The 25963-nt window shown below is 59.6% G+C and carries 22 protein-coding genes and 1 pseudogene; 9 read left to right on the forward strand and 14 right to left on the reverse strand.

The genetic code is table 11. From position 1 onward, the window contains the following. Positions 1–124 precede the first annotated feature (124 nt). Positions 125–586 (reverse strand): hypothetical protein, encoded by a 462-nt coding sequence (locus NH234_RS16770; RefSeq protein ID WP_085731770.1) that lies wholly within the window; start codon positions 584–586, stop codon positions 125–127. Between the two features lie 466 nt (positions 587–1052). Here NH234_RS16770 and NH234_RS16775 point away from each other — a divergent pair, with 466 nt between their 5' ends. Continuing rightward, positions 1053–2732, forward strand: a complete 1680-nt coding sequence (locus NH234_RS16775; protein WP_085731771.1) for an HAD-IIB family hydrolase — start codon at positions 1053–1055, stop codon at positions 2730–2732. Positions 2733–2779: 47 nt separating this feature from the next. Here NH234_RS16775 and NH234_RS16780 read toward each other — a convergent pair whose 3' ends face one another. Continuing rightward, a complete protein-coding gene (locus NH234_RS16780) occupies positions 2780–5062 on the reverse strand; it encodes a heavy metal translocating P-type ATPase (RefSeq protein ID WP_367253433.1) in 2283 nt (760 codons plus the stop codon). 296 nt (positions 5063–5358) lie between these two features. On the opposite strand from NH234_RS16780, the gene NH234_RS16785 reads away from it, so the two are divergent. Both NH234_RS16785 and NH234_RS16790 read left to right on the forward strand, forming a co-directional pair. Continuing rightward, a complete protein-coding gene (locus NH234_RS16785; RefSeq protein WP_367253434.1) occupies positions 5359–6006 on the forward strand; it encodes a BON domain-containing protein in 648 nt (215 codons plus the stop codon). 219 nt (positions 6007–6225) lie between these two features. After that, positions 6226–6705, forward strand: coding sequence for a GNAT family N-acetyltransferase (locus NH234_RS16790; protein WP_085731773.1), 480 nt, complete (start codon positions 6226–6228; stop codon positions 6703–6705). A gap of 91 nt (positions 6706–6796) precedes the next feature. Here NH234_RS16790 and NH234_RS16795 read toward each other — a convergent pair whose 3' ends face one another. After that, the gene (locus tag NH234_RS16795) at positions 6797–7474 is read right to left on the reverse strand and encodes a dienelactone hydrolase family protein (protein WP_367253435.1); all 678 of its coding nucleotides are present in this window, start codon (positions 7472–7474) and stop codon (positions 6797–6799) included. Then, a complete protein-coding gene (locus NH234_RS16800; RefSeq protein ID WP_367257198.1) occupies positions 7467–8171 on the reverse strand; it encodes a phosphoribosyltransferase in 705 nt (234 codons plus the stop codon). Before NH234_RS16800 ends, NH234_RS16795 begins: the two co-directional genes overlap by 8 nt. Positions 8172–8606: 435 nt before the next feature. On the opposite strand from NH234_RS16800, the gene NH234_RS16805 reads away from it, so the two are divergent. Next, the gene (locus NH234_RS16805) at positions 8607–9173 is read left to right on the forward strand and encodes a phosphoribosyltransferase family protein (protein WP_085731775.1); all 567 of its coding nucleotides are present in this window, start codon (positions 8607–8609) and stop codon (positions 9171–9173) included. 84 nt (positions 9174–9257) lie between these two features. Here NH234_RS16805 and NH234_RS16810 read toward each other — a convergent pair. The 5 genes and pseudogenes from NH234_RS16810 to NH234_RS16830 form a co-directional block, all read right to left on the reverse strand. Further along, positions 9258–9374: pseudogene (locus NH234_RS16810) on the reverse strand (universal stress protein); the annotation flags it as partial. A gap of 123 nt (positions 9375–9497) precedes the next feature. After that, the gene (gene mgtA / locus NH234_RS16815) at positions 9498–13094 is read right to left on the reverse strand and encodes a magnesium-translocating P-type ATPase (protein WP_367253436.1); all 3597 of its coding nucleotides are present in this window, start codon (positions 13092–13094) and stop codon (positions 9498–9500) included. A 46-nt stretch (positions 13095–13140) separates the two neighbouring features. Then, entirely contained in the window at positions 13141–14526 is a 1386-nt protein-coding gene (locus tag NH234_RS16820; protein WP_367253437.1) for an MBL fold metallo-hydrolase RNA specificity domain-containing protein, read from the reverse strand. A gap of 97 nt (positions 14527–14623) precedes the next feature. Next, entirely contained in the window at positions 14624–15544 is a 921-nt protein-coding gene (locus NH234_RS16825) for a universal stress protein (protein WP_367253438.1), read from the reverse strand. Between the two features lie 70 nt (positions 15545–15614). Further along, positions 15615–15848, reverse strand: coding sequence for an Lpp/OprI family alanine-zipper lipoprotein (locus NH234_RS16830; protein ID WP_085731777.1), 234 nt, complete (start codon positions 15846–15848; stop codon positions 15615–15617). 231 nt (positions 15849–16079) lie between these two features. Between NH234_RS16830 and NH234_RS16835 the strand changes: the two genes are divergently transcribed. Beyond that, a complete protein-coding gene (locus NH234_RS16835) occupies positions 16080–16727 on the forward strand; it encodes a BON domain-containing protein (protein WP_367253439.1) in 648 nt (215 codons plus the stop codon). A 149-nt stretch (positions 16728–16876) separates the two neighbouring features. Next, positions 16877–17302: a potassium channel family protein gene (locus NH234_RS16840; RefSeq protein WP_367253440.1), complete on the forward strand. Its 426-nt coding sequence runs from the start codon at positions 16877–16879 to the stop codon at positions 17300–17302. A 4-nt stretch (positions 17303–17306) separates the two neighbouring features. Here the strand turns inward: NH234_RS16840 and NH234_RS16845 are convergent, their stop codons facing one another. Beyond that, complete coding sequence (locus NH234_RS16845) at positions 17307–19682, reverse strand: phosphoketolase (RefSeq protein WP_367253441.1); 2376 nt, start codon at positions 19680–19682, stop codon at positions 17307–17309. Positions 19683–19928: 246 nt separating this feature from the next. On the opposite strand from NH234_RS16845, the gene fnr reads away from it, so the two are divergent. Both fnr and NH234_RS16855 read left to right on the forward strand, forming a co-directional pair. Then, positions 19929–20675 carry a fumarate/nitrate reduction transcriptional regulator Fnr gene (gene fnr, locus NH234_RS16850; protein WP_085731780.1) on the forward strand — a complete coding sequence of 249 codons (747 nt, stop codon included), beginning with the start codon at positions 19929–19931 and terminating at the stop codon, positions 20673–20675. Between the two features lie 24 nt (positions 20676–20699). After that, complete coding sequence (locus NH234_RS16855; protein WP_367253442.1) at positions 20700–21683, forward strand: zinc-dependent alcohol dehydrogenase family protein; 984 nt, start codon at positions 20700–20702, stop codon at positions 21681–21683. 4 nt (positions 21684–21687) lie between these two features. Here NH234_RS16855 and NH234_RS16860 read toward each other — a convergent pair whose 3' ends face one another. Continuing rightward, on the reverse strand, positions 21688–22584 hold the full coding sequence (locus NH234_RS16860) for a universal stress protein (protein WP_367253443.1): 897 nt from the start codon (positions 22582–22584) through the stop codon (positions 21688–21690). Between the two features lie 224 nt (positions 22585–22808). Here NH234_RS16860 and NH234_RS16865 point away from each other — a divergent pair, with 224 nt between their 5' ends. Continuing rightward, positions 22809–23372 (forward strand): GNAT family N-acetyltransferase, encoded by a 564-nt coding sequence (locus NH234_RS16865; protein ID WP_085731783.1) that lies wholly within the window; start codon positions 22809–22811, stop codon positions 23370–23372. 54 nt (positions 23373–23426) lie between these two features. Here the strand turns inward: NH234_RS16865 and NH234_RS16870 are convergent, their stop codons facing one another. The 3 genes from NH234_RS16870 to NH234_RS16880 form a co-directional block, all read right to left on the reverse strand. Continuing rightward, positions 23427–24350: a universal stress protein gene (locus tag NH234_RS16870; protein WP_367253444.1), complete on the reverse strand. Its 924-nt coding sequence runs from the start codon at positions 24348–24350 to the stop codon at positions 23427–23429. A 126-nt stretch (positions 24351–24476) separates the two neighbouring features. Beyond that, a complete protein-coding gene (locus NH234_RS16875; protein ID WP_367253445.1) occupies positions 24477–25718 on the reverse strand; it encodes an MgtC/SapB family protein in 1242 nt (413 codons plus the stop codon). Between the two features lie 23 nt (positions 25719–25741). After that, positions 25742–25957 (reverse strand): hypothetical protein, encoded by a 216-nt coding sequence (locus NH234_RS16880; protein WP_085731786.1) that lies wholly within the window; start codon positions 25955–25957, stop codon positions 25742–25744. Between the last annotated feature and the right edge of the window lie 6 nt (positions 25958–25963).

Here is a 25963-nt window from a genome sequence, read left to right on the forward strand (position 1 = left end):
CGCCCAATGAACGGTCGGACGGCCGGATAACCGGTTGAGGCCAGGCGGTTTTCATGGTGCAAGCGCTTGTAAATTGACGTTGGGGGATCTGCCTACCTGTCAATGATCAAAGAACTGCAGCCTTTCACTCAAGGGACAAGCGCCTGGCCCCTTCAGCATCATGTTTCCACAGTTCATTGATGCAGACTTCTGCATCTTGCTCTGTTACTGGCTCAAGTGACTGCGGTGCCAGTAAGTGGCTGTCGACCAAGGCAAGTCGCACAACTCCGTTTTTTTTGAGCAGCGCTTTTGCCTGACATTCGCACAAGGATCGCGACAGAACTTCGAGCGGAGGCTCTACTTCGGCTTGTTCGAATTCCACTTCAAAACGCGCGGTACAAAAGTTCACCAACTCCCTCAACGTATGGGCAGCAAAGTGATACGCCGTGAAATATCCAACCGGCAACAGCAGCAAGATTATCAACAGGTGGGTTGCGTCACGTTTCCAATGCCTTTTGCCCGATCGGCGCAGATTTCCTGCTGTGGCTCCCCTGCTCCGCTGCCAGCCTTGCACCGCGTGAATCCCTATTGGTTTGTTGGTGTTCATGACCCGGCGCCAATCTCCGCATGTGACAAGAGCATGGAACCGGTAACAGGCTGCCCATTGATTTAGATCAACCTGACTGCATCCAGCTTACTCTTGTTCCGTAATCCGTAGGCTTAAGCACTTCGGATTATTAATGGCAAAAGAAACCCGTGCAGTTTGATCAATCAAAGCAACGCTGTTGAACAACTGTGTTTACACGCGTATGCGGCGCCGACGTCAATCAGCATGCAGGTTTTCACCAGTGGGTTTGGCCCCTGGTTCAAAGGGGCAAGGGGCAAATGGATTGAGTTTGTCGCTCTCAAGCCCCCCTTGCTCCTCGAAAGACCGGCTGTCAACGCTCGACTTACAATTGATAAAAATCAATGTGGGCGCCAATAAGTTGCATCTCAATACAGTCGTGGAGTCGGTCGACAGTCCGTTCTAGTTGTCCTCCTCTGCACTCAATTGAGTCTGATAGGGATCGAGCATGCACTTCCTTGCCCTGGCAGTAGACTACGATGGGACCATTGCCGAAAACGGTAGCGTTTCTCCCCAGGTCTGCGCATCGCTCAGCCAGGTAAAAAAAAGCGGTCGCAAGTTATTGCTGATTTCAGGCCGGGAATTGCAAGCGCTCAAGCATCATTTTCCGCATCTGGATCTTTTTGACAGGGTGGTTGCGGAAAATGGCGCGCTCTTGTACGACCCGAGCACTGATACCGAGGAGCTTATTGCAGATCCCGCCTCAACCGAGCTGGTTGGTCACCTGCGCGCCAAAGGGGTTTCACCGTTGTCGATCGGACAGTCGGTCATCGCTACTTGGCAGCCATTCGAAAATGAAGTGATCAGTAGCATTCACGAGTTGGGTCTTGAACTGCAGATAACCTTCAACAAGGACGCCATCATGATCCTGCCGCCTGGCGTGAACAAAGCGTCCGGCCTTGTTGCAGCGTTACGAGATTTAGGCATATGCGAATTGAACGTGGTCGGAGTGGGCGATGCGGAAAACGACCACTCCTTTCTGTCGATCTGCGGCTGTGCCGCAGCGGTCAGCAATGCCATAGCCTCCATAAAATCCAGCGCTGACCTATGCCTGACCCGTGACCATGGTCAAGGGGTGTGCGAGCTGGTCGAGATGCTCCTGGAAAAAGATGCCGCACTGGTTGGCGTCGAACGCATCGGGGTTCAGTTGGGGCAGTCCACCGATGGGCACCCGTTATGGCTGCCTCCAGAATCGGTGATGTTGGTAATTGGCAATTCCGGGGCCGGAAAATCCAGTTACATCACCTGGCTGACAGAAAGAATGGTCCAGGTTCATCAGGGATTCTGCATCATCGATCCAGAGGGCGACTACCTCACACTGGAAGACGCGGTGACCATCGGCGGCCTCACCGCGCCCCCGACGACAGAAGATGCTGTGCACTATCTTTTGCAGGCGCAGCTCAATGTGGTGGTCAATGCCCTTGCCCTGGATCTCTCGGCGCGCGTGCAGTTGTTTGGCGACCTGCTGCCTTTCCTCCAGCATTTGCGCAGCACTTCAGGTCGCCCCTACTGGTTGATCGTCGACGAAGCTCATTACATGCTTCCCCACTGTTCAAGTTGGCCGCCCGGCTTTCTCAGAGACATCGGTGCAATCATCGTAGCCCTCGACTTCGACCAGGTCTGCCCGGCGCTACTTGAGGGGGTCGACGTGCTGGTGACGCTTGGCAGCACTGCTCGGGAACTGGTCGAGCAATTCGCCAAGCGCATGCAGCGACCTTCCCCTCGGTTTCCAGAGCGAACGCCAGGCCTCGAGCATGCCTGTCTCTGGAGCTTGCACGAAGACGACGAGGTATACCTGATCGACCAGATGCAGCCGCATCAAAAGCACCATCGCCACAGTGGCAAGTATGTCGCGGGAGATGTCGGTCCATGGCGATCATTCCACTTTCCTGCTCTTGGCCGGAGTGCCGCCAACCTGACTGAGTTTTTATCCTGTTTAACGCAAATTGAAGAGCCCGCCCTTCGCGAGCATCTCGATGCCGGGGATTTCTCCAATTGGTTTCGCAAAGTGATCCGGGACGATGTACTTGCCAATAAGACACGCCTTATCGAAATGGACAAAAGCATGGTCCTCAAAAAGGCAATGGAACAGATCCGGGGCATCATCCAGTCACGCTATCACCTCTGAATCATCAGGCCGGAGTCAGACGCTCAGCCGGTATGCACAACGTTCGCTCAGCGTGCGTCAAGGAAACGGAACAGCTCTTCCTCTTGGTCAAAGTGCAGTCGCACCAGGGTATCGAGCCTGATCAATTGATGCTGAATTTCGTCGGCATCGGCCCTGGCCGGCTCGGCATTGAAATCACGACTCATGCGCTCCAGCAAATGGATCAGGCGGAAGATCTCTCGGTGGGCGTGGCTCATGGCTGACATCGGGTCCTCGCCTGGCAACCGTTGCGTTAAAAGCGGGTAAAGCAGCTGCTCATCATCACGCTCGTGGTGCGCCAATGAGGTTTGCAACTTGTCGACCAACTCCTGCAGTTCGGTTCGTGCCTGTGCAACCGGGCGCCGGGCGAAGTCAGCGGACAGTTGGTGCAGGTCACTCAACACGCTGGACAGTTGCCGGTGTTCATCCTGCAGCCGATCAATATGTTCTGCAGTCAGCATGCCCTTTCGACGCCCCCACAGTGGCCCCAATGCCCGCAACGCATTGAGGATAATCAGCACATCAATGCCCTCCTGCACCACAGCGCCGATTAGTGGCGCGAGAAAGCCGAGTGCCGCCGCGACCATGGCCAGCAACGATAGGCCCATGCCGACCAGCACACCGATGACAGCAATGTGACGAGTTCGTTGGGCGATGTCCAAGGCCTCGACCAGACGATCCAGGCGATCGACCAGCAGAACGACACCCGCAGCTTGTGCCGAAGCGGTTGCGCCGCAGGCCCCCATTGCCACACCAACGTTAGCCGCCGCCAATGCGGGTGCATCATTGATACCGTCACCGACCATCAGCGTGCGGCTGCGCAAACAGCCCTCCTGCACGGCCCGCACTTTATCCTCGGGTGTCAAACCCGCGCGCAGCTCGTCGATTCCGGCAGACATTGCGATCATCTCGGCTGTTTCCAGTCGATCGCCGGTGAGCATAACGATTCTCTCGATCCCCTTGCAGCGTAACCGGCGCAGCGTTTGTGGAGTTTCGCGCCGAACAGTGTCCGCGAGAACCAACAGCCCCGCCAGTTTCCCATCCACTTCGATAAAGCTTCCGCTACAGGCCAGATAATCCATGTGACGAAGCATGGCGACAGCCCAGGCAGTTTCGCAAGCGTCCTGATGAGCAAAAGACAGTGTGCCCAATCGCACCTGCTTACCGTCGATGAGCCCGCAAAGCCCCTCGCCCGGACTCTCCTGTACCTCAGTTGGCACGCTGAGGGACACCCTGCGCTGTTGCGCTGCCTCGACAATGGCCTGAGAGATGGGATGCGTCGAAGCTTGTGCTAGCGAGGCCGCCAGGCCAAGCAATTGCTGCGGATCGGCCAGTCCATTGACTTCGATCGACTGCAGGCGCGCGTGTCCACTGGTCAGCGTTCCGGTTTTGTCGAAAAACACTTGTTTGATCCCGGCCAGCGCTTCCAGGGTGGCTCCATCCTTGATCAATATTCCGCGCCGCGCGGCTCGGGATATACCCGACATGATCGAAATGGGCACTGCCAGAATCAGAGGACAAGGCGTGGCCACCACCAGCACCGCCAACGCTCGCAAGGGGTCACCGCTCAGATGCCAGGCCAGTGCCGCCATCAACAAGGTCAACGGGATAAAAAACAGTGCATAGCGGTCAGCCAAGCGCACAAAAGGCGCCCGTGAACTGCGCGCCGCTTCGGCCAGCCGCACGATGGCAGCGTAGGTGCTTTGCGCAACCGTTCGCGTAGCAACCAACAGAATGGGGGCGCCGACGTTTGAGACTCCGCTGGGCAATTGCTCGCCTTGTCGTCGGGTCACGGGCAAGGATTCACCGCTGAGTGCCGACTCGTCCAGAATCGCTGCCGGGCTGAGCAAGCGGCCATCGACCGGTACAACCTCTCCCAGGCGTACCAGCAATGTCTGATCTGGATGAATCTGTTCAACGGGAATCTGGCGTAAGCCCCCCTTCTCCTGCAACCAGGCAAAACGTGGTGCCCGATCGATAAGCGCACGTAGTTCACGCTCGGCTCGTTGACGGGTAAAGAATTCCAGGGTGCGACCGGTGGCCAGCATCAGGGCAATCACTGCTGCGACTAAAGCCTGCTCGAAAAACAGGGCGGCACTGATCGACAACAGTGCGATCAAATCCACTCCTGCCTCACCTCGAGCCAATCGCCCGGCAATCTCGACGAGCAGAACCAATGCCATTGTCAAGCTGCCTGCGGCCCAACAAAACGATGCCCAATCATTCTCTTGCGCACTATGTGCAACGACACCAGCCAGCAATGCCAGCGTTGTAAGCAGCAAAAGCATGGGGTCCAGCCATTTACTGAACATTGCTCTTCACGCCTCTAAACCGAATGTTCAATCAATCATCTTGCGCCCATCGAGGTAAAGCTTAAGTCTTTTGCCTTGGCCTGAGTGATGCGGCAATGGATACGCCGCAGCGCATGGTTTTTCCCTGACAAACCAAGGCGAGTACATCCGTACAAGCCCCGCCTCTTGCCGGAGCTCCGCACCTGGGAGTTGTGGTCTTTTTGATTTAGCTCAATGTCTTTCTAACGCTGCAGCGTAAAAAAAGACATGGGCTTTGTCGGCCCATGCATTTCAGTCATCTGGAAGAGGACAAGATCATGAGCGACATCACCTTGCGCAATACCATTTTGGATGAGCTTGACTTTCAGCCCAACATCGACGCCGCCCACATTGGTGTCAGCGTGGAAAATGGCATCGTCACACTGTCCGGCCACGTGAAAAGCTACGCTCAAAAAATCAGCGCCGAGCGCGCGGTCAAGGCGATCAAAGGAGTACGTGCCGTGGCTGAAGAAATACAGGTTCGGCTGGATAAGGGCGCAGGTACAGACGATGACACCATCGCAAACCGTGCCGTCAATATCATCTCGTGGCGCTCCGACACACCCGCCGGCGACATCAAGGTCGTCGTGCAAAAAGGCTGGGTAACCCTGGAAGGCCAGGTGGACTGGCAGTATCAGAAAGAAGTCGCTGAAAGTGCGGTGCGCAAATTGTCAGGCGTTGTGGGCGTGGATAACCGGATCACCCTGCGCCCGAGAGTGGAGGTCGTCGATATCCAACGAAGTATCGAAGAAGCCCTTAAACGCAATGCCGAAGTTGATGCCAAGGCCATACGGATCAAGGTCGATGGCAGTGTTGTAAAACTCGAAGGCAGGGTGCACTTCTGGCGTGAGCGTGAAATCGCCGAACGAGCAGCATGGTCGGTGCCGGGCGTCAGCAAAGTGGAAGACCAACTACTGATCGCCTGAAGCATAGCCCCGGAAATTCCCTGAATATCGGGGGCTATCCCATGCGACACCGCCTCAGTCGGGGAATCGTGTGTGATCACGACATGCATTGGCACCTACGTGGGCCTGCGTCTTGAATCCATATGCAGATCAAGTCCGGTGACGGCGAACAGCGTAGAAAGAACCTTGAGCGCTTGGGATATCTTCGCGTCAAGTGACCGCCGGATGGAGGGCTGAAAGGTGATCGCCCCTGAAAAATCCTGGATTGATGTTCTCAGCAACGGTCGCCCGGTGTTGATCAGGTATGTCACGCAAGCAGATCAAGTTCGTGAATACGCCCTGGTCCGGCATTCGGCGCCTGAGTCCCGGCATGCGCTTTTACTCAGACAGCAGCACGAACCCCGCCAGACCCAAGCCTGCATCGCTCTGGCCCACGAGAATGGCCGCTTGACCGAAATCGGCGCCAGTCGTTATGCCGCGATGGGGAAATACCAGTGCGAATGCGCCGTGACCATCTCCTCTGCCTGGAAACGCCTCGGTCTGGGAACGTTATTGCTGGAGCACTTGATCGACGCTGCCCGCAGCAATGGCGTCCACCAATTGTACTCGGTCAGCACCTCCAGCAATGCGCCCTTGCGTGAGCTGGCCAGATTTCTGGGTTTTGAAGCCCACGACGATCCTTTCGACCCCCATAAGGTCATTCATCGCCTGTACCTGTAAAGCCTGTGCAAGGTTTCAGGGGGCGCATCAACTTCTGGTATGACCCGAGCGCCTTGCCGCCACCAGTTGCCAGCCATTCGGAGGACGACATTCATGAACTCTCATACGCACACATTGCTGTCGTCCGCAGGTTCTGTTCAAACCAGTCGCCGGCGAGCCTGGCGACTTCCTCCAGCGTGCCAGGCTCTTCAAAAAGATGCGTGGCACGTTCCACGACTTCCAGCCGTTGCTCACACCCCAGGATTTGTTTGCTCCGGCGATTCAAGCCCAGTATCAAAGGATCTTGTGCACCAACAATCTGCAACGTTGGCGCCTTCACTCGGGTCAGGGCCGGCCCGACCAGATCGGTTCGTCCACCCTGGCTGACCACTGCCCTTATCACCGACGCTCGCTCGGCGGCAGCCACCATTGCTGTCGCCGCACCGGTACTGGCGCCGAACAGACCAATGGGCAAAGAATACAACTCACGATCCCGGCCGACCCAGTCGATCACGTCGATCAACCGTCTAGCCAGCAGGGAAATATCGAAGCGCAAGACCCCGCTAAGATTATCCAGGCGCTGCTCCGGTTCCGTCAGCAAGTCGAACAGCAGCGAGGCCAAACCCTGAAGGGCTAATACATCGGCCACATATTGATTGCGCGGGCTCAATCGAGCACTCCCACTGCCGTGTACGAAGATGACCAGGGCGCGCGCGTTTGCCGGCAAACGCAAATCTGCGGACAGTTCAACGCCAGGCAGCTCCAGGCATCTAAATTCAGCTTCAGGCATCGCGATGTTCCGTGCAGCAGACGCTCGACAGTTTTCGCCCCCAAGCTCGTTGCATGAGATCGATGACTTCTTCGTCCGAGGTCTGGGGAAAATCCAGATACCAGTAGCCGATCGACATCATCCAGTCAGGAATGAGCGGACAGATCACTTCGTCCACTTGCATCGATAAATCCTCGACTGTTTCCCGAGGAGCAACCGGTACCGCGACGATGATGCGCTCCGGCGCCTGCATCCTCACCGCCTGGATCGCAGCCATCATCGAAGAACCTGTGGCCAGGCCGTCGTCGATCAGGATTACCACCTGGCCCTTTACTTTCGGTGGCGGGCGGGTTCCCCGATACGCTTTTTCACGTCGCGACAGCTCCTGCACCTCCCGGGCGACAACGGCCTCGAAACTGGCTCGACCGATCCGGTGCGCCCGCAGCGCGTCATCATTGAGAATTTGTACACCGCCACTGGCTATGGCGCCCATGGCGTATTCCGGGTGCGAAGGGACGCCGAGCTTGCGTACCAGCATCAGGTCCAGCCGCACACGCAGGGCGGTGGCGACTTCATAAGCCACCGGAACACCGCCACGGGGCAAGGCCAAGATGATCACCTCAGGCCTGTTGGCGTATTTGAGCAGAGGTTCGACCAAGCGCCGACCGGCTTCGGCGCGGTTAGGCAAGGTAATTTGTGATGAGGGACTGTGGATCAAGTTAACCTCCCGGGGAGAAGTATCGCAGGCATACACCAGATGCAACTCGGCCTGACACTGGATAGCCAGGCTGGACGCCTGCTGAATGATCCGCACATTGCGCTCGTCGTCCTGTGCAGGGAACTGGAAACATCAACTGCTGCCACAATCTTGCGCGGTAAAGGATGATCACCTTCGCCAGACAGGTACGTTTTCCATATACCCAGAATCCCTCCTGGTGGCGGCCTTGGCGTTGATTTTTATCAAGTGCCTGTGCGAATCGCAGGCGACCCACTCGAAGCCGCTGCGTCCCGCGCGCGTGACCAGACAAGTAGCCGAGGGCTGAATAGACCGACGTTTATTTAATCGCGATTGATCAATGTCAATTGCGCCAAGGCAGACCGGGCTACCTTGAGCGAAACGTACGTGCCCATCGTTCGCAGACGGGAGATGGCAATGACGATCCTATTGGCAAGTCAGCGGTTGCGCCTGTATGAACGCAATGAACTCGATGACGTGCTGCAGACGATGGCACGCCAGGCTGCCAGCCTGCTGCCACCGGCGCCCGCCGCCCTGATTGGTATCAAGCGCCGGGGTGAGCCACTGGCCCAACGATTGCGCGAGCACATTGCACGCCAGACCGGCCAACCGGAACTTCCTCTTTATCCACTTGAGGTCAAGCGTTATGCCGACGACCTGCAAGTGCTGCATGCCCTCACACAACTGACCGAAAACCCTCTGCTGGCCAAACTCGATCTCGCCAATACCACCTTACTGGTCGTTGATGATGTTTTGTTCGAAGGCCATTCGCTGCTGCGTACCTGCGCTTATCTGGCACAACTGGGAGCTCGTCGGGTCTACACCGCCGTATTGGTCGACCGACACATCTGCCAGCAGCCGATCCGGGCCGACATTGTTGGCGTGCACCTGCAAGTTGCCGCTTCGGACATTGTCGAATGCAATGTGCCGCCCTTCGAGCCAGACTTTTGCATAGAGGTCGTGCGCCACGGTGCCGCTCGCTGACGCCGATGACGTCAAGCGCTGGCGGGTAGAGGCGCACACCCAAGGCCATAGCCACCTCATACGCAAGCGGAACTCCGCCACAATGTCCAACGACTTCATGAGGACGACGATGTGCAATGCCGCCCCACTGACCCTGGCCAGCGCTCCGGCATGGGTAATCGCCGGGGAATTGCGCAGCACCGGATTGATGACCAACAACAGGAGGTTCGAACGAAGAGGCCTTTACGAGGCTGGTTCCCCGTCACGCCAGCGTGCGCCGCACGCAGGTCCGGCGCTTGATAAATATCAAACGCGGCGGTGTTCACGAGCTTCAATCTGCAGAGGTCAGCCGATGACCGCGCCGCCTACCGTGCAGCGTTGTGCTGATCGTTGGCGGTGATAAAACACACGCTTCGCGCCTTCGGCACACACCGTGTACAGCAGACTGATCGCCAGCACCGATGCCAGGATCGGCAACGGCAAAGGCGCCAACCCCAGCGAAGCGGCAATCGGGCTGTACGGCAGCCCGATCGCCAGCAGCCCCACCGCAAGGGCACTGACCATCAGTAGTGTCGCCGGTCGACTGCGATAGAACGGTTTGTAGGTGCGCACAATGAAAATCGTCAGCAGCTGGGTCAGCAGCGACTCCACGAACCAGCCACTGCGAAAAACCTCGGGCACCATCTGCGACAGCAGGTACAAAGCCACGAACGTCATGATGTCGAACAACGAGCTCACCAGCCCGAAGACCACCATGAAATTGCGGATCTGATTGATGTCCCAACGATGCGGGGTTCTTTGCCATTCCCGGTCAACGTTATCGCTGGCGATGCCCATGGAGGGAATATCCGACAAGAAGTTGTTGAGCAGGATCTGCTTGGCGAGCAACGGCAGAAAGGGCAGCGCCAGCGACGCGAGGGCCATGCTGATCATGTTGCCGAAGTTGGCGCTGGAGACGATGGAAATGTACTTCAAGGTGTTGGCAAACGTGTGCCGCCCCTCTTCGATGCCCTCGCGCAGCACGTCCAGATCGTGCTGCAGCAACACAAAGTCGGCCGCCTGCTTGGCCACGTCGGCAGCGTTGTCCACGGAGATCCCGATGTCCGCCACTTGCAGCGCCGGGGCATCGTTGATTCCGTCGCCCATGTACCCGACCACATGACCGGTCTTCTGCAGGGCACGGATGATGCGCTCCTTCTGATTGGGGTCGACTTCGGCGAACAGGGTCGTGCGCGCTGCCAGGTGCATCAGCGCCTCGTCCTTCATCGTCGCCAGCTCGGCACCGGTAATGATGCGCTCCACAGGCAGGCCGACAGCCCTGCCGACATGCCGCACCACCAGGTGGTTGTCGCCGCTGATGATTTTCACCTGCACGCCGAGCCTGTCGAGGGTGGCGATGGTTTCCGTGACTCCCGGTTCCGGCGGATCAAAGAACAACAGGAAACCGCGAAAGCTCATGTCTCGCTCATCCTCGCGGCCATAGTGCGTCTGTTCCGGCAGCTCGCGCGTGGCCAGTCCCAGGACGCGGAAGCCCTGCTCGCTCCACTCGCCGAAGCGTTGCGCGATCAGTGCCCGTTCAGCGGCGTCCAGTGCCTTGCTCTGGTCTCCACGCCGCACCTGCGTGCAGACTTGCAACACGTTGTCCAGCGCCCCTTTGGTGATCATCAATCGGGGCGCCTGCGTTCTCTGGCTGACCACCACACTCAGACGCTTGCGCACGAAGTCATAAGGGATTTCATCGATTTTCTGCACCCCGTCTTCCGTCGCCAGGTCTTTGCCCGCCAGGGTGATGGCATCGTCCATGGCATTGCGCATGCCGGTCTGCAGGCTCGCGTTGAGCACTGCCAGTTGCAGAACGCTCGGTGCCGCGATGCCCTCGACATCCATCGCTGCGTCCAGAACCACAACACCCCGGGTCAGGGTTCCTGTCTTGTCGGTGCACAGAATGTCGATGGTCCCGAGATTTTCGATGGCATTGAGGTGACGCACGATCACTCCCTTGCCGGCCATGCGCTGCGCACCTTTGGCCAGGGTGATACTGAGGATCGCCGGCAACAGTTCCGGCGACAGTCCGATGGACAGGGCAATCGCAAACATCAGCGTGTCGAGGGGTGGACGATGCAGCAGGATGTTGATGCCGAACACAACGATGGTGATCACCAGCATCACGCGCAGCAGCAGACCGCCAAAGTGCCGAAGGCCTCGCTCGAACTCCGTTTCCGGAGGGCGTAACGCCAGGGTTCTGGCGATATGACCGATTTCACTGTCCTGGCCATAGCGGGTCACCAGGACTTCGGCCGAACCGCTGCGCACCGAGGTGCCCATGAACACACAGTTGTGACGCTGCGCGAGGGTGGCGTCCGGGGCGCACTCCCCCGGCGCTTTCTCCACCGGGTAGGTTTCGCCAGTCAGCAGGCTCTCGCCGATGAAACAATCGAGTGCCTGCAGAATACGACCGTCGGCAGCGATCAGGCTGCCGGCGCTGAGCACCAGAATATCCCCGGGCACCACATCGCTGGCGGCGACATCCAGCAAGTGTCCCTCTCGCCGCACGGTCGCGCGCAAGGCAATCTTGCTGCGCAATTGCTCTACCGCATGGCTGGCACGGTTCTCGTACCACGCGCTGAGCACTGCGCTGATCAGCACAATGCACCCGACGATTACCGCATCCAGCCAGTCCCCCACCCACACGGCAATACCGGCGCCGGCGATCAGAATCAATACCAGCGGTGTGCGCATCTGCTCCAGTACCAGCCCGCCCAGTCCTTTGGGTCGATCCTTGATTTGGGTGGGTGCTCGACGCCGTCGTGCCCTGGCCTGAGCGTGACTCAACCCTGCCGGCCCACTGTGCAAGGTATTGAACAATTGACTGATGGCCGGGCTCCAGTAATCCGCGGTTGCCGCAGGGTCGCGCCCGTGCGCGGTGGAGTGCCATTCCCGATGGGCCAACCAAAGGCCGGGAAGCATCGGCAACCAGAACGTCAGGCCACGAAACAGCAAAGTCGCGGAGAGCGCCACTGCCAAGTCGATGCCGACCCAGTGCATCGTGACGACGGCAGCCGCCTCGAACGCGCCGAGGCCACCGGGCACAATGCCGATACTGCGCAAGACGCTTGCGAGCATGAAGCCGGCAAACAGGCCCAGGGGCGGTGCCGAAACACCCAGCGAGCGCACTAGAACCCACAGGGTTGTACTGTCGAGAAGGATGATTGCCAGTTCCAGCAACGTGATGCGCAACAGCAGAAAATGGCTGCGTACCAGGCGCCGGTCAGCGCCTGTCAGCAAGGCGAGGCTTCTGGCAACGATCGCCAACCGTTGGCCCGGCACATGCGTCGCCAGTTGTGCATTACCCGACAGCCCCGGAGTGACAACCGCCAGCAGCAGGCTGAATGCGACGAAGATCACGCAGGTGGTCAGCACGGCAGTCGTGCCATGCCCCTGAAGAATGATCACCGGCAACGCCAGGCCCACTGACAAGGCATAGGCCAGAAAATAGCCCGACAGATCCAGTACCAGACACGCCAGCACCACCGGCCTGACAAAGCCCAGACGAACAAACGAAGCAACGACTGCGAACGCCCCGCTGATCCCGGAGGATGGCAGCGCCTGGTCGACAAACAGCTTCATCACGCTGAGCTTGCCCGCGACCCACAGGGACAGGTCCTGCCCCCCGGCCTTGAGTACTACGCGAAACACCTGGCCTTGGGCAACGTATGTCAGGGCCTGCAGAACGAAGGCCAGGATCAGCCATTGCGGCTGCGCCTGCGTCAGCAAGCGGCTGAAGGATTCGACATCGGTAAAGTGCAGAGCAACACCTACCACCGTCGCAAACATCGCGGCGCCCAGCAGCCAGGTCAGCCACAGGGCTGACCGGCTGTAATGCCGGTCACGTTCCAGTGCAGGCCGCCGGTTGATCTCTGAAACGGGCGGTTTTAAAGGCATGCCGTGACCCTGCGCATTCATTTGCATAACGGTTTCAGTATGCCCGTCAGGCCTTGTCTGGCGTATCACCGACAGCGGCCAGATCAACGCTGTCGCGGTACTCCGGCACCGACACCGCCCAGCCCAGTTCCAGACTGATACGCCGGCGCAGTACGTCCGATGCATTGGGTTCGCCGTGTACCACGAAGGTGTGTTTCGGCGGGCGTTTGAAGCCGCGCAGCCATTGCATGATTTCATCGGCATCGGCATGTGCCGACAAGGTCTGCATCGGCACCACGTCGGCGCGGATCGGGACTTCCTGGCCGTGAATGCGCACCGAAGGGGCTCCCGCCACGATCTGTGCGCCACGGGTACCGCCGGCCTGAAAGCCCGGCATCAGCAGCGAGTTCAGCGGGTTCGGCGCCAGCGCCTTTAGGTGGTGCAGCACACGGCCGCCCGTGGCCATGCCGCTGGCAGCGATAATCACCACCGGAGTGCGAAGCCGTTCCAGTTCGATCGACTCGTCGATCGAGCGCACAAAATGTGTCCCGCGACACATCCCTTCGCAACCGTCCGGTGACAGCCGGTGTTCGCTACGAAAGCGCTGGTACAAGCGCGTGACATCCGTAGCCATCGGGCTATTGAGATAAATCGGCAGATCGGGGATCGCATGCTGCTGCTTGAGGCGGTACAAGTGGTACATCAACAATTGCGCCCGGCCCACCGCAAATGAAGGCACCAGGGTAATACCGTGACGCAGCGCCGTACGATTGATCACGTCGGCCAACTGTTGCTCCGGGTCCTCATCTGGATGCTTGCGGTCACCGTAGGTCGATTCCACCAACAGATAATCCGCCTGCTCAATGGTTTCAGGGGCAAACATCAACGGGTCATCAGGGCGCCCCAGATCCCCCGAACACACCAGTGTCACGCCATCGGCGACCACTTCCACGGTGCTGGCCCCCAGAATATGACCGGCCCCGCGCAACAGCACGCTCAAGCCAGGGACGATTTCGACCCGATGGTGCCATTCGATCGGTTGCAACAGTTTCAATGTCTGTTCGGCGTCCTGCTCGGTGTACAACGGCAATGCCGGCGAGTGCTTGGAGAAACCGTGCCGATTGGCGAAACCGGCCTCCTCTTCCTGCAGGCGACCGCTGTCGAGCAAGAGGATTTTCACCAGCTCACAGGTCGCCTCTGTCGCATAGATCGGTCCGCGATAGCCATTGCGCACCAGTACCGGCAGGTAGCCGCTGTGATCGAGATGGGCATGGGTCAGGACAATCGCATCCAGGTCCTGCACAGGTAACTGAAAAGGGTCCCGGTTGTGCAGACGCAATTGCTTGTAGCCCTGAAACAGGCCGCAGTCGATCAATACATGCCGATCCCTGTGATCCAGCAGATACTTGCTACCGGTGACGGTGCCGGCCGCACCCAGAAAAGTGATTCGCATGGCCATCTCCCCAGCCTCGACAAGAGCGTCATTGATCGCTCTTTTTGCCTCGCTGCCCTTTGATTTTTATCAACTGGCCGACTGACTGGCGCTGCCTTCAGTCGAAACCGGACGTGGGTTTGACGATCATCAGGCTGCACGGTGCCCGGTTCGTCAACGTTTCGACCGTACTGCCGACAGAACCATCGACATCGCGGTGATAGGCCGAACCCAGCACCAGCATGTCGAAAGCGTTCTGGCGCGCAAACAGTTCGATCACCTTGTGGGGAATGCCGGTCAGTTGATGCCGGCGCGGTTTGCCGATGCCGTAGCGTTCGGCAAGCGCATCGAATGCCTCTTGCTGGGTATCGGTGATCGCCTCGCACAAGCTGTGGTCCAGACTCAATGTCGGCACACTCATCGCAGCGTCCCCCAGCACCGACCAGTTACAGACGTTCAACAGGTGCAACGTCGCTTCGGTTGCGCCCGCCAGGGTTGTGGCCAGGTTGAGAATCCGGTCGTTGATACCCTGGGTCAGCTCTTCCAGATGAGAAAGGTCGACGGCTGCCAGTATTTTCGCAGGCACGGGTTTCGCGTTTTCACTCACCAGGTGCAGATGAGCCGGACAGTCGCGCAGCAATACCCAGTCCAGCGGCCGGTGAAAGGCACGCTCGAGTGCCGGCACATAATGCATGTCCTTGATCACCAGATCGGCATGGAAGTCATTGATGTATTCGAGTACATGGGCGGGCGTGGTCCTGGCCCACACCACTTCGGTACTGACCGGCAGTCGGGCGCTGCGCTGAAACCGCGCTTGCTGTTCCAGCCACTGGCGGTGCACCTGCAGGTAGCCCTCCCGCGCCTGCGCCATCGCATTCGGGTCAAAGAGACCCGCCACCGCCAGCGCCTGGACATAATCGAATGCCACGATGTGCAAAAGCGCTCCGGCTGCCCTGGCCAGCGCCTCGGCACGTTCGAAGGCTGGCGAACGATTCATCTCGGGTGGAGCAATCAACAATATACGTTTGAGTTTGAGCATCACTTTTCTCCGGCAATGCTTAGCTGGTCCTGCCAGCCTGACTTCCCTGTTCCGACTCGGTGGATCTTGATTACTTGCGCGCCGCTTTTTCGGCCATGCGTCTTGCGCGCTCGTACGCCTCTTCCGCCGCTCGCTGCGCCTGCTCTGCCTTGAGCAGGGCCTCATCGGCCCGAAGCCTGGCGGTAGCGGCATTGTCCTCGGCGGACTCCAGTCGAGCGTCGAATTCTTCGGTCTGGCGATGACCGCAACCGCCAGTCGCCGCCACCAGCACACTGAGCACGACGATGGCCAAGCGCCTGTTCATGGTTTTCTCCTCAATGGATCAATGCTGAAGACCGTGTTGGCTTGAGTATCTGGCGTTGGCCACCGCTAGCTCTGATCTTTGTCAAACAAATCACTCGCTCGCGGGCACTGGGATCGATGCCGGGCCCAACAGGCATTGTTGACATTCCTCAACGAAATTTTGTCGCCCAGGCGTAGAAAAAAACACCGGGCACCTGTTCCCTGCCTCTCACATCGAACCGAGGACACCGTCATGAACGATTTGAGCCTGCGCAAATGCATTCTGGAAGAACTCGAATTCCAGCCTGAAATCGACGCCGCCAACATTGGTGTCTCGGTGGAGGACGGTGTCGTCACGCTGACGGGGCATGTCAAAAGCTACGCTCAGAAAGTCAGCGCCGAACGTGCAGTAAAACGGGTCAAGGGGGTGCGTGCGCTGGCCGAAGAGATCGAAGTCAGGCTTGAGCGAAATGCCGGCACCGCAGACGACACCATCGCCAGCCGCGCCTTGAAAATCATCCACTGGAGTTCCGACGTTCCCGAGGGCGATATCAAAGTCATCGTGCAGGGCGGGCGGATCACGCTGGAAGGCGAAGTCGACTGGCAGTACCAGAAGGAAACCGTCGAGCGCTCGGTACGCAAGCTCACGGGCGTCACCGCAGTGAACAATCGCCTGACCCTGCGTCCGCGACTGGACGTCTTCGATATCCAGCAACGTATCGAAGCCGCTCTCAAACGCAATGCCGAAGTCGAGGCCAAGGATATTCGCGTCAAAGTCGAAGGCGATGTGGTAACGCTTGAAGGCCGGGTTCACCTGTGGCGTGAACGGCAGATCGCGGAGCGAGCCGCCTGGTCGATGCCCGGCGTCAGTCGCGTCGACGATCATCTGCTGCTGGCGTAAACCTCGTCTCGATCAGGACGCCGGCGCCAGCCTCTTGCGGCAAATGGAAGCCCTGACGGCCGAGGAATTCGCCCCGCTACAGCCCCTGCCGCGCGTTGCGCAACCTGCACGGACTGACGCGGCATCGTCCTGACACGGGAGGCTGGTGAATGCTGGCAGTCACGCTGATCAACACGCTGGTGGTGATCGCCGCCGTGGTGATTCACTACGAGTGCCTGTTGCGCCTGAACGACTTCCTGCCGCGCCTGAAAATGTGGCGCCGGTTCAGAATTGTCGTTGGCGTGTTTGGCAGCCTGCTGGCCCATGCCGTCGAAGTCTGGGCGTTTGCCCTGGCTTACTACCTGATGGCGCATTCCGGCCAATGGGGCTATCTGACAGGCAACTTCGACGGCACCTTCATGGACTGCGTGTACTTCTCTTTCACCACCTACACGACCATCGGTTTCGGTGACATTTCCCCTGCCGGTCACCTCAAGTACCTGACCGGCCTTGAAGCGTTGACCGGTCTGGTCCTGATCACCTGGACCGCCTCCTTTCTGTTCCTCGAAATGCAGAAATACTGGAAGAGCAAATAGCCGCTCATGGGGCCGACGGAGGCGTCCATTGCCAGTTGCGCACCTCAGGCAGGTCCTCGCCATGTTCGATGAGATAGAGCTTGTGCCGCTCCATTTGCGACCAGTATCGCGCCCGCGCCTCATGCACCTGGTCCTGCAATCGCGGTACGCGCTCGAACACATCCAGCATCAACCGGTAACGATCCAGACGGTTGATCACGACCATGTCGAACGGGGTGGTGGTCGCGCCCTCCTCCATAAAGCCACGGACATGGAAGTTGTCATGGCTGGCGCGTTTATAGAGCAACCGGTGAACCAGCGCCGGATAACCATGGAAGGCGAAAATCACCGGTTTATCGACGGTAAACAGCGTGTCGAATGCGCTATCCGACAAGCCGTGGGGATGCTGATACGACGGTTGCAGCACCATCAGGTCCACGACATTGACCACCCGCACCCGCAGGTCCGGTACGCAGTCGCGCAACAATGTCACGGCTGCGAGGGTTTCCAGAGTCGGTACGTCTCCGGCGCAAGCCATGACCACGTCCGGTGTCTGGTCGTCGCGACAGGCCCAGGCCCAGCGGCCGATACCTGCCTGGCAATGGCGTTGCGCTGCGTCGATGTCCAGCCACTGCCACTCCGGTTGTTTGCCGACCACGATGACGTTGATGTAATGGCGGCTGCGCAGGCAATGGTCGGCCACCGACAGCAGGCAATTTGCGTCTGGCGGCAGGTAGATTCGCGCGATGTCGGACTTTTTGTTCGCCAGCAGATCGATGAACCCCGGGTCCTGATGCGAAAAGCCGTTGTGGTCCTGGCGCCACACATGGGAGGTGAGCAAGTAGTTGAGCGACGCCACCGGCTTGCGCCACGGTACTTCGGCAGCGGTCTTGAGCCACTTGGCGTGCTGGTTGACCATCGAATCGACGATATGGATGAACGCCTCGTAACAGGACAGCAGACCGTGACGGCCGGTCAGCAGATAACCTTCCAGCCAGCCCTCGCATACCTGCTCGCTGAGTATCTCCATGACCCGGCCATCGGCACTCAGGTTCAAATCGTCATGTTCCACAGGATCAAGCCAGGTCTTGCCGGTCACCTCGTACACCGCATCGAGACGATTGGAGGCAGTTTCATCTGGGCCGAACAGGCGAAAATTACGGGTCGCCAGGCTGTTTCTCATCACCTCGCGCAGGTATTTCCCCAATACCCGCGTGGCCTCGGCGCGCACGCTGCCGGGGGTGTCGAGCGGTACAGCAAAGTCGGCAAACCGGGGCAGATCCAGTGGTCGCAGCAACAGCCCGCCATTACCGTGGGGATTGGCGCTCATGCGGCGGTGGCCCGTAGGCGCCAGCGCCGCGATCTCCGGCATCAGTGCCCCTTGGGCGTCAAACAGCTCTTCGGGACGATAACTGCTCAACCACGCTTCCAGCTGTTGCAGGTGAACCGGCTGGCTGAAGTCGGCCAGCGGTACCTGATGGGCGCGCCAATTGCCTTCAACCCGGTGGCCATCGACAAACTTCGGCCCGGTCCAGCCCTTGGGCGTGCGCAATATCAACACAGGCCAGACCGGCCGATGCGACACGTCATGGGCCGGTCGCCGACGCGCGTCACGCTGGATCCGGCGAATCTTCAGCAGCATCGTATCCAGGGTCTGTGCCAGCACCTGATGCACCTGCATCGGATCATCGCCTTCGACGAAGTACGGATCGTAGCCATAGCCGCGCATCAGCGCCGACAGTTCGTCCTCGGGAATTCTGGACAACACCGTGGGGTTGGCGATTTTGTAGCCATTGAGGTGCAGGATCGGCAGCACCGCCCCGTCACGCACCGGGTTCAGAAATTTGTTCGAATGCCAGCTGGCGGCCAGCGTACCGGTTTCAGCCTCTCCGTCGCCGATCACGCACGCGACGATCAGATCAGGGTTGTCGAACGCTGCGCCATAGGCATGCGCCAGGCTGTAGCCGAGTTCACCGCCTTCGTGGATAGAGCCGGGAATCTGCGCCGACACATGGCTGGAGAGGCCGTACGGCCAGGAAAACTGCCGAAACAGACGCAACAGGCCATTGGCGTTGCGCTCGACCATCGGACAGACCTCGGTGTAAGTGCCTTCCAGATACGTCTGCGCCACCACCGCCGGCCCGCCATGGCCGGGGCCGGCAACGAACAGCATGTTCAGGTCATAGGTAGTGATCAGCCGGTTGAGATGGGTGTAGATCAGGTTCAGCCCCGGCGTCGTCCCCCAGTGTCCCAACAAACGCGGTTTGATGTGGCTGCGACGCAACGGCATCGCGAGCAACGGGTTGTCCTTGAGGTAAATCTGCCCGACGGCCAGGTAATTGGCCGCACGCCAGTAAGCATCCAGACCTTCCACTTGCTCTGCACTGAGAAACTCGCTCATGAGATTGCCCGCCAGACTATTCAACACCGGTTCATCGATTCTGGAGGGCGGCCCTCCCCAGGACTTGATTTAAATCAAGCGTCATCATCAGCAGAAACGGTCAATTAACGACTCGACCTGAAGCGAAATAAGATGATGAGTGACATATTCCATTGGTCGTTTTTTTTCCCCTTGCCAACGCCGGATTGAGCGCCCCTGACAGACCGGCGACTACAATTAAAAAACTATGTGATGGGGATCACACTCATGTCCGACACCAAAGCGTTGCAATTTCGTCGCCTCAAGTCGGCCTGTTCCAACTGCAGTGTGCTGGAGCTGTGTCTGCCGATCGGCCTGTCCGAGCAAGAGGTAGAACGACTGGATGCGCTCATCGCACAGCGTTTCAAGGTCAAGAAAGGCGCAGCACTTTACCGCGAGGGTGATCCGCTGCGATCCCTCTATGCCGTCCGCCTGGGGTCATTCAAGACCAACGTGCTGTCCGTCGACGGGCGCGAACAGGTCACCGGGTTTCAAATGCCGGGAGAAATGCTCGGCCTGGACGCCATCAGCACTGACTCGCACGCCTGCAACGCCTTCGCACTGGAAGACAGCGAAGTCTGCCCGGTCCATTTCGCCCATCTGGAAAAACTCGCGCAGCAACTGCCCTCGCTGCAACACAACCTGAACAAGCTGCTGAGCCGGGAAATCGTGCGTGACCACGACATGCTCATGTTGCTCGGTACGATGAACTCCGACGAACGCCTGGCGGCCTTCTTGCTGAACCTGTCGCAACGCTTGAACCAGCGTGGTTACTCGTCGAAAAACTTCGTCCTGAAAATGCGCCGCGAGGAAATCGGCTCGTACCTGGGATTGCGCCTTGAAACCATCTGCCGGGGCATCGCGCACCTGCGCGATCAGGGCTTGGTGGAAATCTCCGGGCGCGACGTGAAAATCCAAAATCTGGAAGGGCTCAAACAGATGATCGCCGGTTGCCATCGCCCTACCTTGTGCTGATCCCGTAAAGTCTGGAGCCTCCCCGTGCGCGCCATGGTTCTGCATTCGCCCGGGCAGCCGCTGCAACGGGAAGAACGTCCGGTCCCCGTCCCCGGCGCACGGCAACTGCTGATCAAAGTCCTGGCCTGCGGCGTGTGCCGTACCGATTTGCACCTGCTCGACGGCGAACTGCCGCAAGCCGTGCTGCCACGGGTGCCGGGGCATGAAATCGTCGGTGAAGTCACCGACGTGGGCGGCGACGTCGCCCGCGGTTGGATCGGACGAAGGGTCGGTGTTCCCTGGCTGGGCTGGACCTGCGGCGAATGCCCGTTCTGTCGCTCGGGCCGGGAAAACCTTTGCGATCAGGCGCAGTTCACCGGCTGCCAACTGGACGGCGGCTACGCCGAGTACACCGTTGCCGACCCGCGATTCTGCTTTCCGATTCCCGATGCACTGAGCGACCAACAGGCCGCGCCACTGCTGTGTGCCGGACTGATCGGCTTTCGAGCATTGCAAATGGCCCGTGACGCCCGCCACCTCGGGCTTTACGGGTTTGGCGCGGCAGCCCATCTGGCGATCCAGATCGCCCGGGGCCGCCGCCAACGTGTCTATGCTTTCACCCGGCCGGAGGATCATGAAAGCCAGGCTTATGCCCGCACGCTGGGCGCGGAATGGGCCGGCCCTTCGGATCAACTGCCGCCTCATCCACTGGATGCCAGCCTGATATTCGCCCCGGTCGGTGCGCTGGTGCCTCTGGCGCTGTCCGCAACCGTCAAGGGCGGTTGCGTGATCTGCGCCGGAATCCACATGAGCGACATCCCCACCTTTCCCTATCGTCTGCTCTGGGGCGAACGCAGCCTGCGTTCGGTAGCCAACCTGACCCGTGAGGACGGCACCGCTTTTTTCGCCGAGCTGCAACACACGCCAGTGCACTGCGACGTCACCCGGTTTGCGCTGGATGACGCCAATCAGGCCCTGGCCTGTTTGCGCAGCGGCCGGTTCAACGGCGCCATCGTGCTCACCCCCTGATGCTTTACCGCACCGCGAGAATACTGCCCGGCACGCTATACAGCGCCCGTTCGGTGTTGCTGCCGATCAAGCGATCGACGCCCACCCGGTGCACAGTGCCCATCACCACCACATCCGCCTGATACTGCTCGACGAACTCGCTGATCACCGGCACCGGCAGCCCCATGACAAAGTGCCGACGTTCTGGCGGCACGCCATAACGGTCGGCCAGACTGACGAAGGCCATGTGCAACGCCTGCCGCAATTCCTCGACAAAATCCACGCCCCAGCCGCCACCGACCAGTGGCGCGTCACCATTGAATGCAGCCGACAGGTCGTAGGCATACAGCAGGTGCAGCGGTGCATCGCACTGCAAGGCCAAGGCATTGGCGGACTGAATGATGGTGTCATTGAGGCCGCTGATCTGCGTGGCCGGATCAAATGGATCGACCGCGGCCACCACGCGGTGCGGCACACCATAACGCGCCTGATTGACCAGGTGCACCGGCACCGCACACTCGCGCAGCAAGTGGCAATCCAGCGGCGTGATGAACACCCGCTTGAGCGCCGGTTCCAGGGTGACGTCCTTGATCAGCAGGTCCGGCTTCAGGTCTTCGACGGCGCGCAGGATGTCCGGCAGCGGGTGCGTGGTGAACACGACCTCGACGGTGGCCTCGATGCCCAACTCGCCCAGACGCTGTTCCTCATCCGCGACCCAGCGGCGATAGCGGCGTAAATAGCGCTGGTAGTTGGCATCGTCGGTTTTCTCTTCCCACACATGCACCACCGGCACAGGATCGGCAAACGCTCGCACATGCAATACCGCGCCACACGTCCTGGCTAGCGCCTCGGCTCGTGTCATCGCCGCAGACGGATGCAGATTCTGGTCGGCGATCAGCAATAAACGTTGATATTGGCCCATCACACACCTCGGTTCGCACAGGTCTACCAATTCCGGTAAGCCAAGACTGCGCCTGCCATGCCCATGATCGGGTTGATTTACATCAGAAAGGCGCAAATCAACGCCGCACATCGACTGTGTCTGATCCAGATCAGATTCCGGCCGCGCCAGCGGCGTAGAAAGGACTCAACCGCGAGGTTCGTCACCCCGCGCCGACCTGAAGAAAGCGGAAGGAGGACCACCCCATGCTCACTGTCAAAGACCACAATGAACGGGCCGCTGCGGCCTACGCCGCAGTGTCCGGGCAATACTGGATCGAAGCGCTCAAGGATGGTCGCCACATTCTGATCCGACCTTTGGCGCAGAAGGATCGCGAGCGCGAATACGCCTTTATCAAACGGCTCTCTCCCGAGTCCCGGCACATGCGTTTTCTCGCGCAGATCAACGAACCGGACAAGGCGATGCTCGACCAGTTGATGGACACCGATAACCAACAGCGCATGGCTTACATCGCCCTGGTACACGAAAACGGCCAACTCATCGAAATCGGCGTCAGCCGCTATGCGGCCACCGGCGAGCACGAATGTGAATGCGCCGTGACGGTCGCCGATGAATGGCAGCACCTGGGCCTGGCGACTTTGTTGATGGAACACCTGATCAAGGCTGCCCGCCGTAACGGTTTCCATCGGATGTATTCGGTGGACGCATCCAGCAATGCCCCCATGCGCGACCTGGCCAGAGCGCTGGGATTCGAGACGCACCATGACCCCGAAAGCAGCAATCAGGTGATCCATCGTCTCTACCTGTAAAAAATCACCCCGCGATGTTCAGGCCAACGGTTCATCGCGGGGTGATCCAGAGCTTCAGCTCTGTGACTGCCCGCCCGGCTTGATCGCAAACACACTGCAGGGTGCACGATGCAGGAGTTGCTCGGCGGTCGTGCCCAATAACTTGTTCAAGCCATTGTGCTGCACGGTGCCCATGACGATCACGTCCGTGTCATGTTGGCTGGCGAACTCGCAAATGCTCGGCACTGGCGCGCCCTCGATGAAATGGCGCCGCTGTACCTCAACCCCATGACGCTCCGCCAGCGCGGCGAAGGCCTCATGCTGAGCCGTACCCAAGGCTTCATAAAGCCCGGTCGCCAGAGGCAAGGCGCCCACGCCAATATCCATTGCGTACGCCGCGGCCCAGTCATACACATGGACCAACTCCAGTCCGGCGCCGCACTGTTCGGCAAGTTTCACCGCCGCATCGATGATCTGATCGTTGAACACCAGATCCTGCTCCTCGCTGCGCAGCACATCGACGATGGCCATGATCTGGCGCGGCCGAGGATGGCGGTCATTGGTCACTAGATGCACCGGCACCGGACAATCGCGCAGCAATTGCCAGTCCAGCGGGGTGAAAAACACGCGCTTGAGGGCCGACTCTTCCTCGGCGTCCTTGATAATCAGCGCCAACGATTGCTCCTGCACGAAATGCAGGATTTCCTCATAAGGGCGCTGCACCCAGAGCACCTCGCGGGTGACCTCGATACCGTGCCTACCCAGGTGCGCAGCCTGGTCCGCGAGCCAATCGCTATGGCGCTGCAGATAACTTTCCCGGGCCACGCTGATTTCTTCGGCAGCAAACAGCCCTGCCACCGCCAGCGCCTGCAAGTAATCGAACGCGACGATATGCAATGGCAATTGCATGGCCTGCGCCAACGCGGCGGCGCGCTCGAATGCGGGTGTGCGCGTCATGGAGGGGGGAGCGATCAACAACAAACGCTGAGTCTGTGACATTGGACACCTCGGCATGCAGTCAACTGAAAGAACACTTGTCCAGATTGAGCCATGCAACCGAAGGCCATTTGATCTTTGTCAGCTTTGGCCGTTCTGCAGAACAAATCCGGTGATTCGAGACACGCCTCAGTAATGCAGCAAGGTGCCCGCCCACATGGCCAGCGTCAGTAAAAGCTGGCCGGGGATGACATACGCGGCAAATCGCCGGCCGCCGCTGACCCAGGCCACCAGACATTTGCTCAACGAATTGCTGCTGACGGCAATCAGCGCCGGCGGGACGATGGCATCGACGGGCAACAACCCGGCCTTGGCCAGCGAGGCGATGGACGCGATGGAAGAATGAGCGTCGGCAAAACCGCTGAACGTTGCGGTCAACATCACCCCTACCTGGCCGAAGTAGTTGAGCATTACCGATGAAACGAGCGTGATGGCGGTCATGGTCAACGTCACGACCACGGCGAGCTTGAGATTGAACGCCCCACCGTCCTCACGGGGTTCCTCGGCACCTCTTTGCGACCCGTGAAACATCAGGCATACGCCATACAATGCCGTGGTCGCCAGCCCGCAGCCCAGCGGGGCCCACAGGCTGCGCAACAGCGCGGTGTCCACAGTGCCGACAATCAACGCCACCTGAATCACCGTGGCCAGGTTGGACACGATTGCAGCCGCCGCGAGCGTTCGCACCTGCCCGGGCGCCCTGGCGACGCGCTGCCCCATGGACGCGATGGTGACGGTGCTGGAAACAAAACCGGAGGCAACAGCACTGATGGCATAGCCGTAACGACTGCCCAGGGTTCGCACGGCGATGTGCCCGATGGCCCCCACCAGCATCAGCAATACCGTCAGTGTGCAGAGGGTCCGCAGGTTGATCGCGTGATAAGGCCCGATGTAGCGGTCCGGCGCCAGCGGCAGGATCACCAGCGCCGCTACCAGCAAGACCAGGCCGTCGCGCATTTCGGTCTCGGTCAACTGACTGTTGGCAAAGTCATGCAGTTTTTCCCGATACGCCAGCAACCCCGCTACTACTACACCTGTCGCCACCGCCATTTCTGCAGCAGAACCGCACCAGGCGCCGAGCAGCAATACCGTGAGCAAGGCCACTTCGCTGGTGACGCCCGGGTCGTCACTCAGGCTTCGCCAATACGCCACGGTAATCAGTGCGGTCAGGCCGAGCACCACAATCCCCAGCAGCAACGCGCCACCGACCTGCATTGCCATGTACCCCAGCAGCGCAGTGATGGCGAAGGTCCGCAGACCCGCACAGTCACGGGTACTATCGGTGCCTTTGTGTCGTTCGCGCTCGAGGCCGATGAGCATACCGATGCCCAACGCGGCCGCCGCGCCGGCCAGGTCAAGGGACTCATTCACGGGCCACCCGCCCCTGTCAGCGACTAGTCAACGCTTGCCACCGATGGTCGTGCGGCGTCCATCGGCACGCCAGCCTTGCGCGCCGTCGGCTGCGGCCAGGTGTGCGGTGCGTCGATTCGGGCCCGGAGCTGGCCGACAAATGCCCGGGCCTGCTCCAGGCTGTTGAAATTCACTTGCAGCCGATCCATGTGCACGACCCAGCCATGGGGGCTGCGTCTCTCGATGATCTCAATGTTCATGGACAG

The sequence above is a fragment of the Pseudomonas sp. stari2 genome, assembly GCF_040760005.1.
GTDB lineage: Bacteria > Pseudomonadota > Gammaproteobacteria > Pseudomonadales > Pseudomonadaceae > Aquipseudomonas.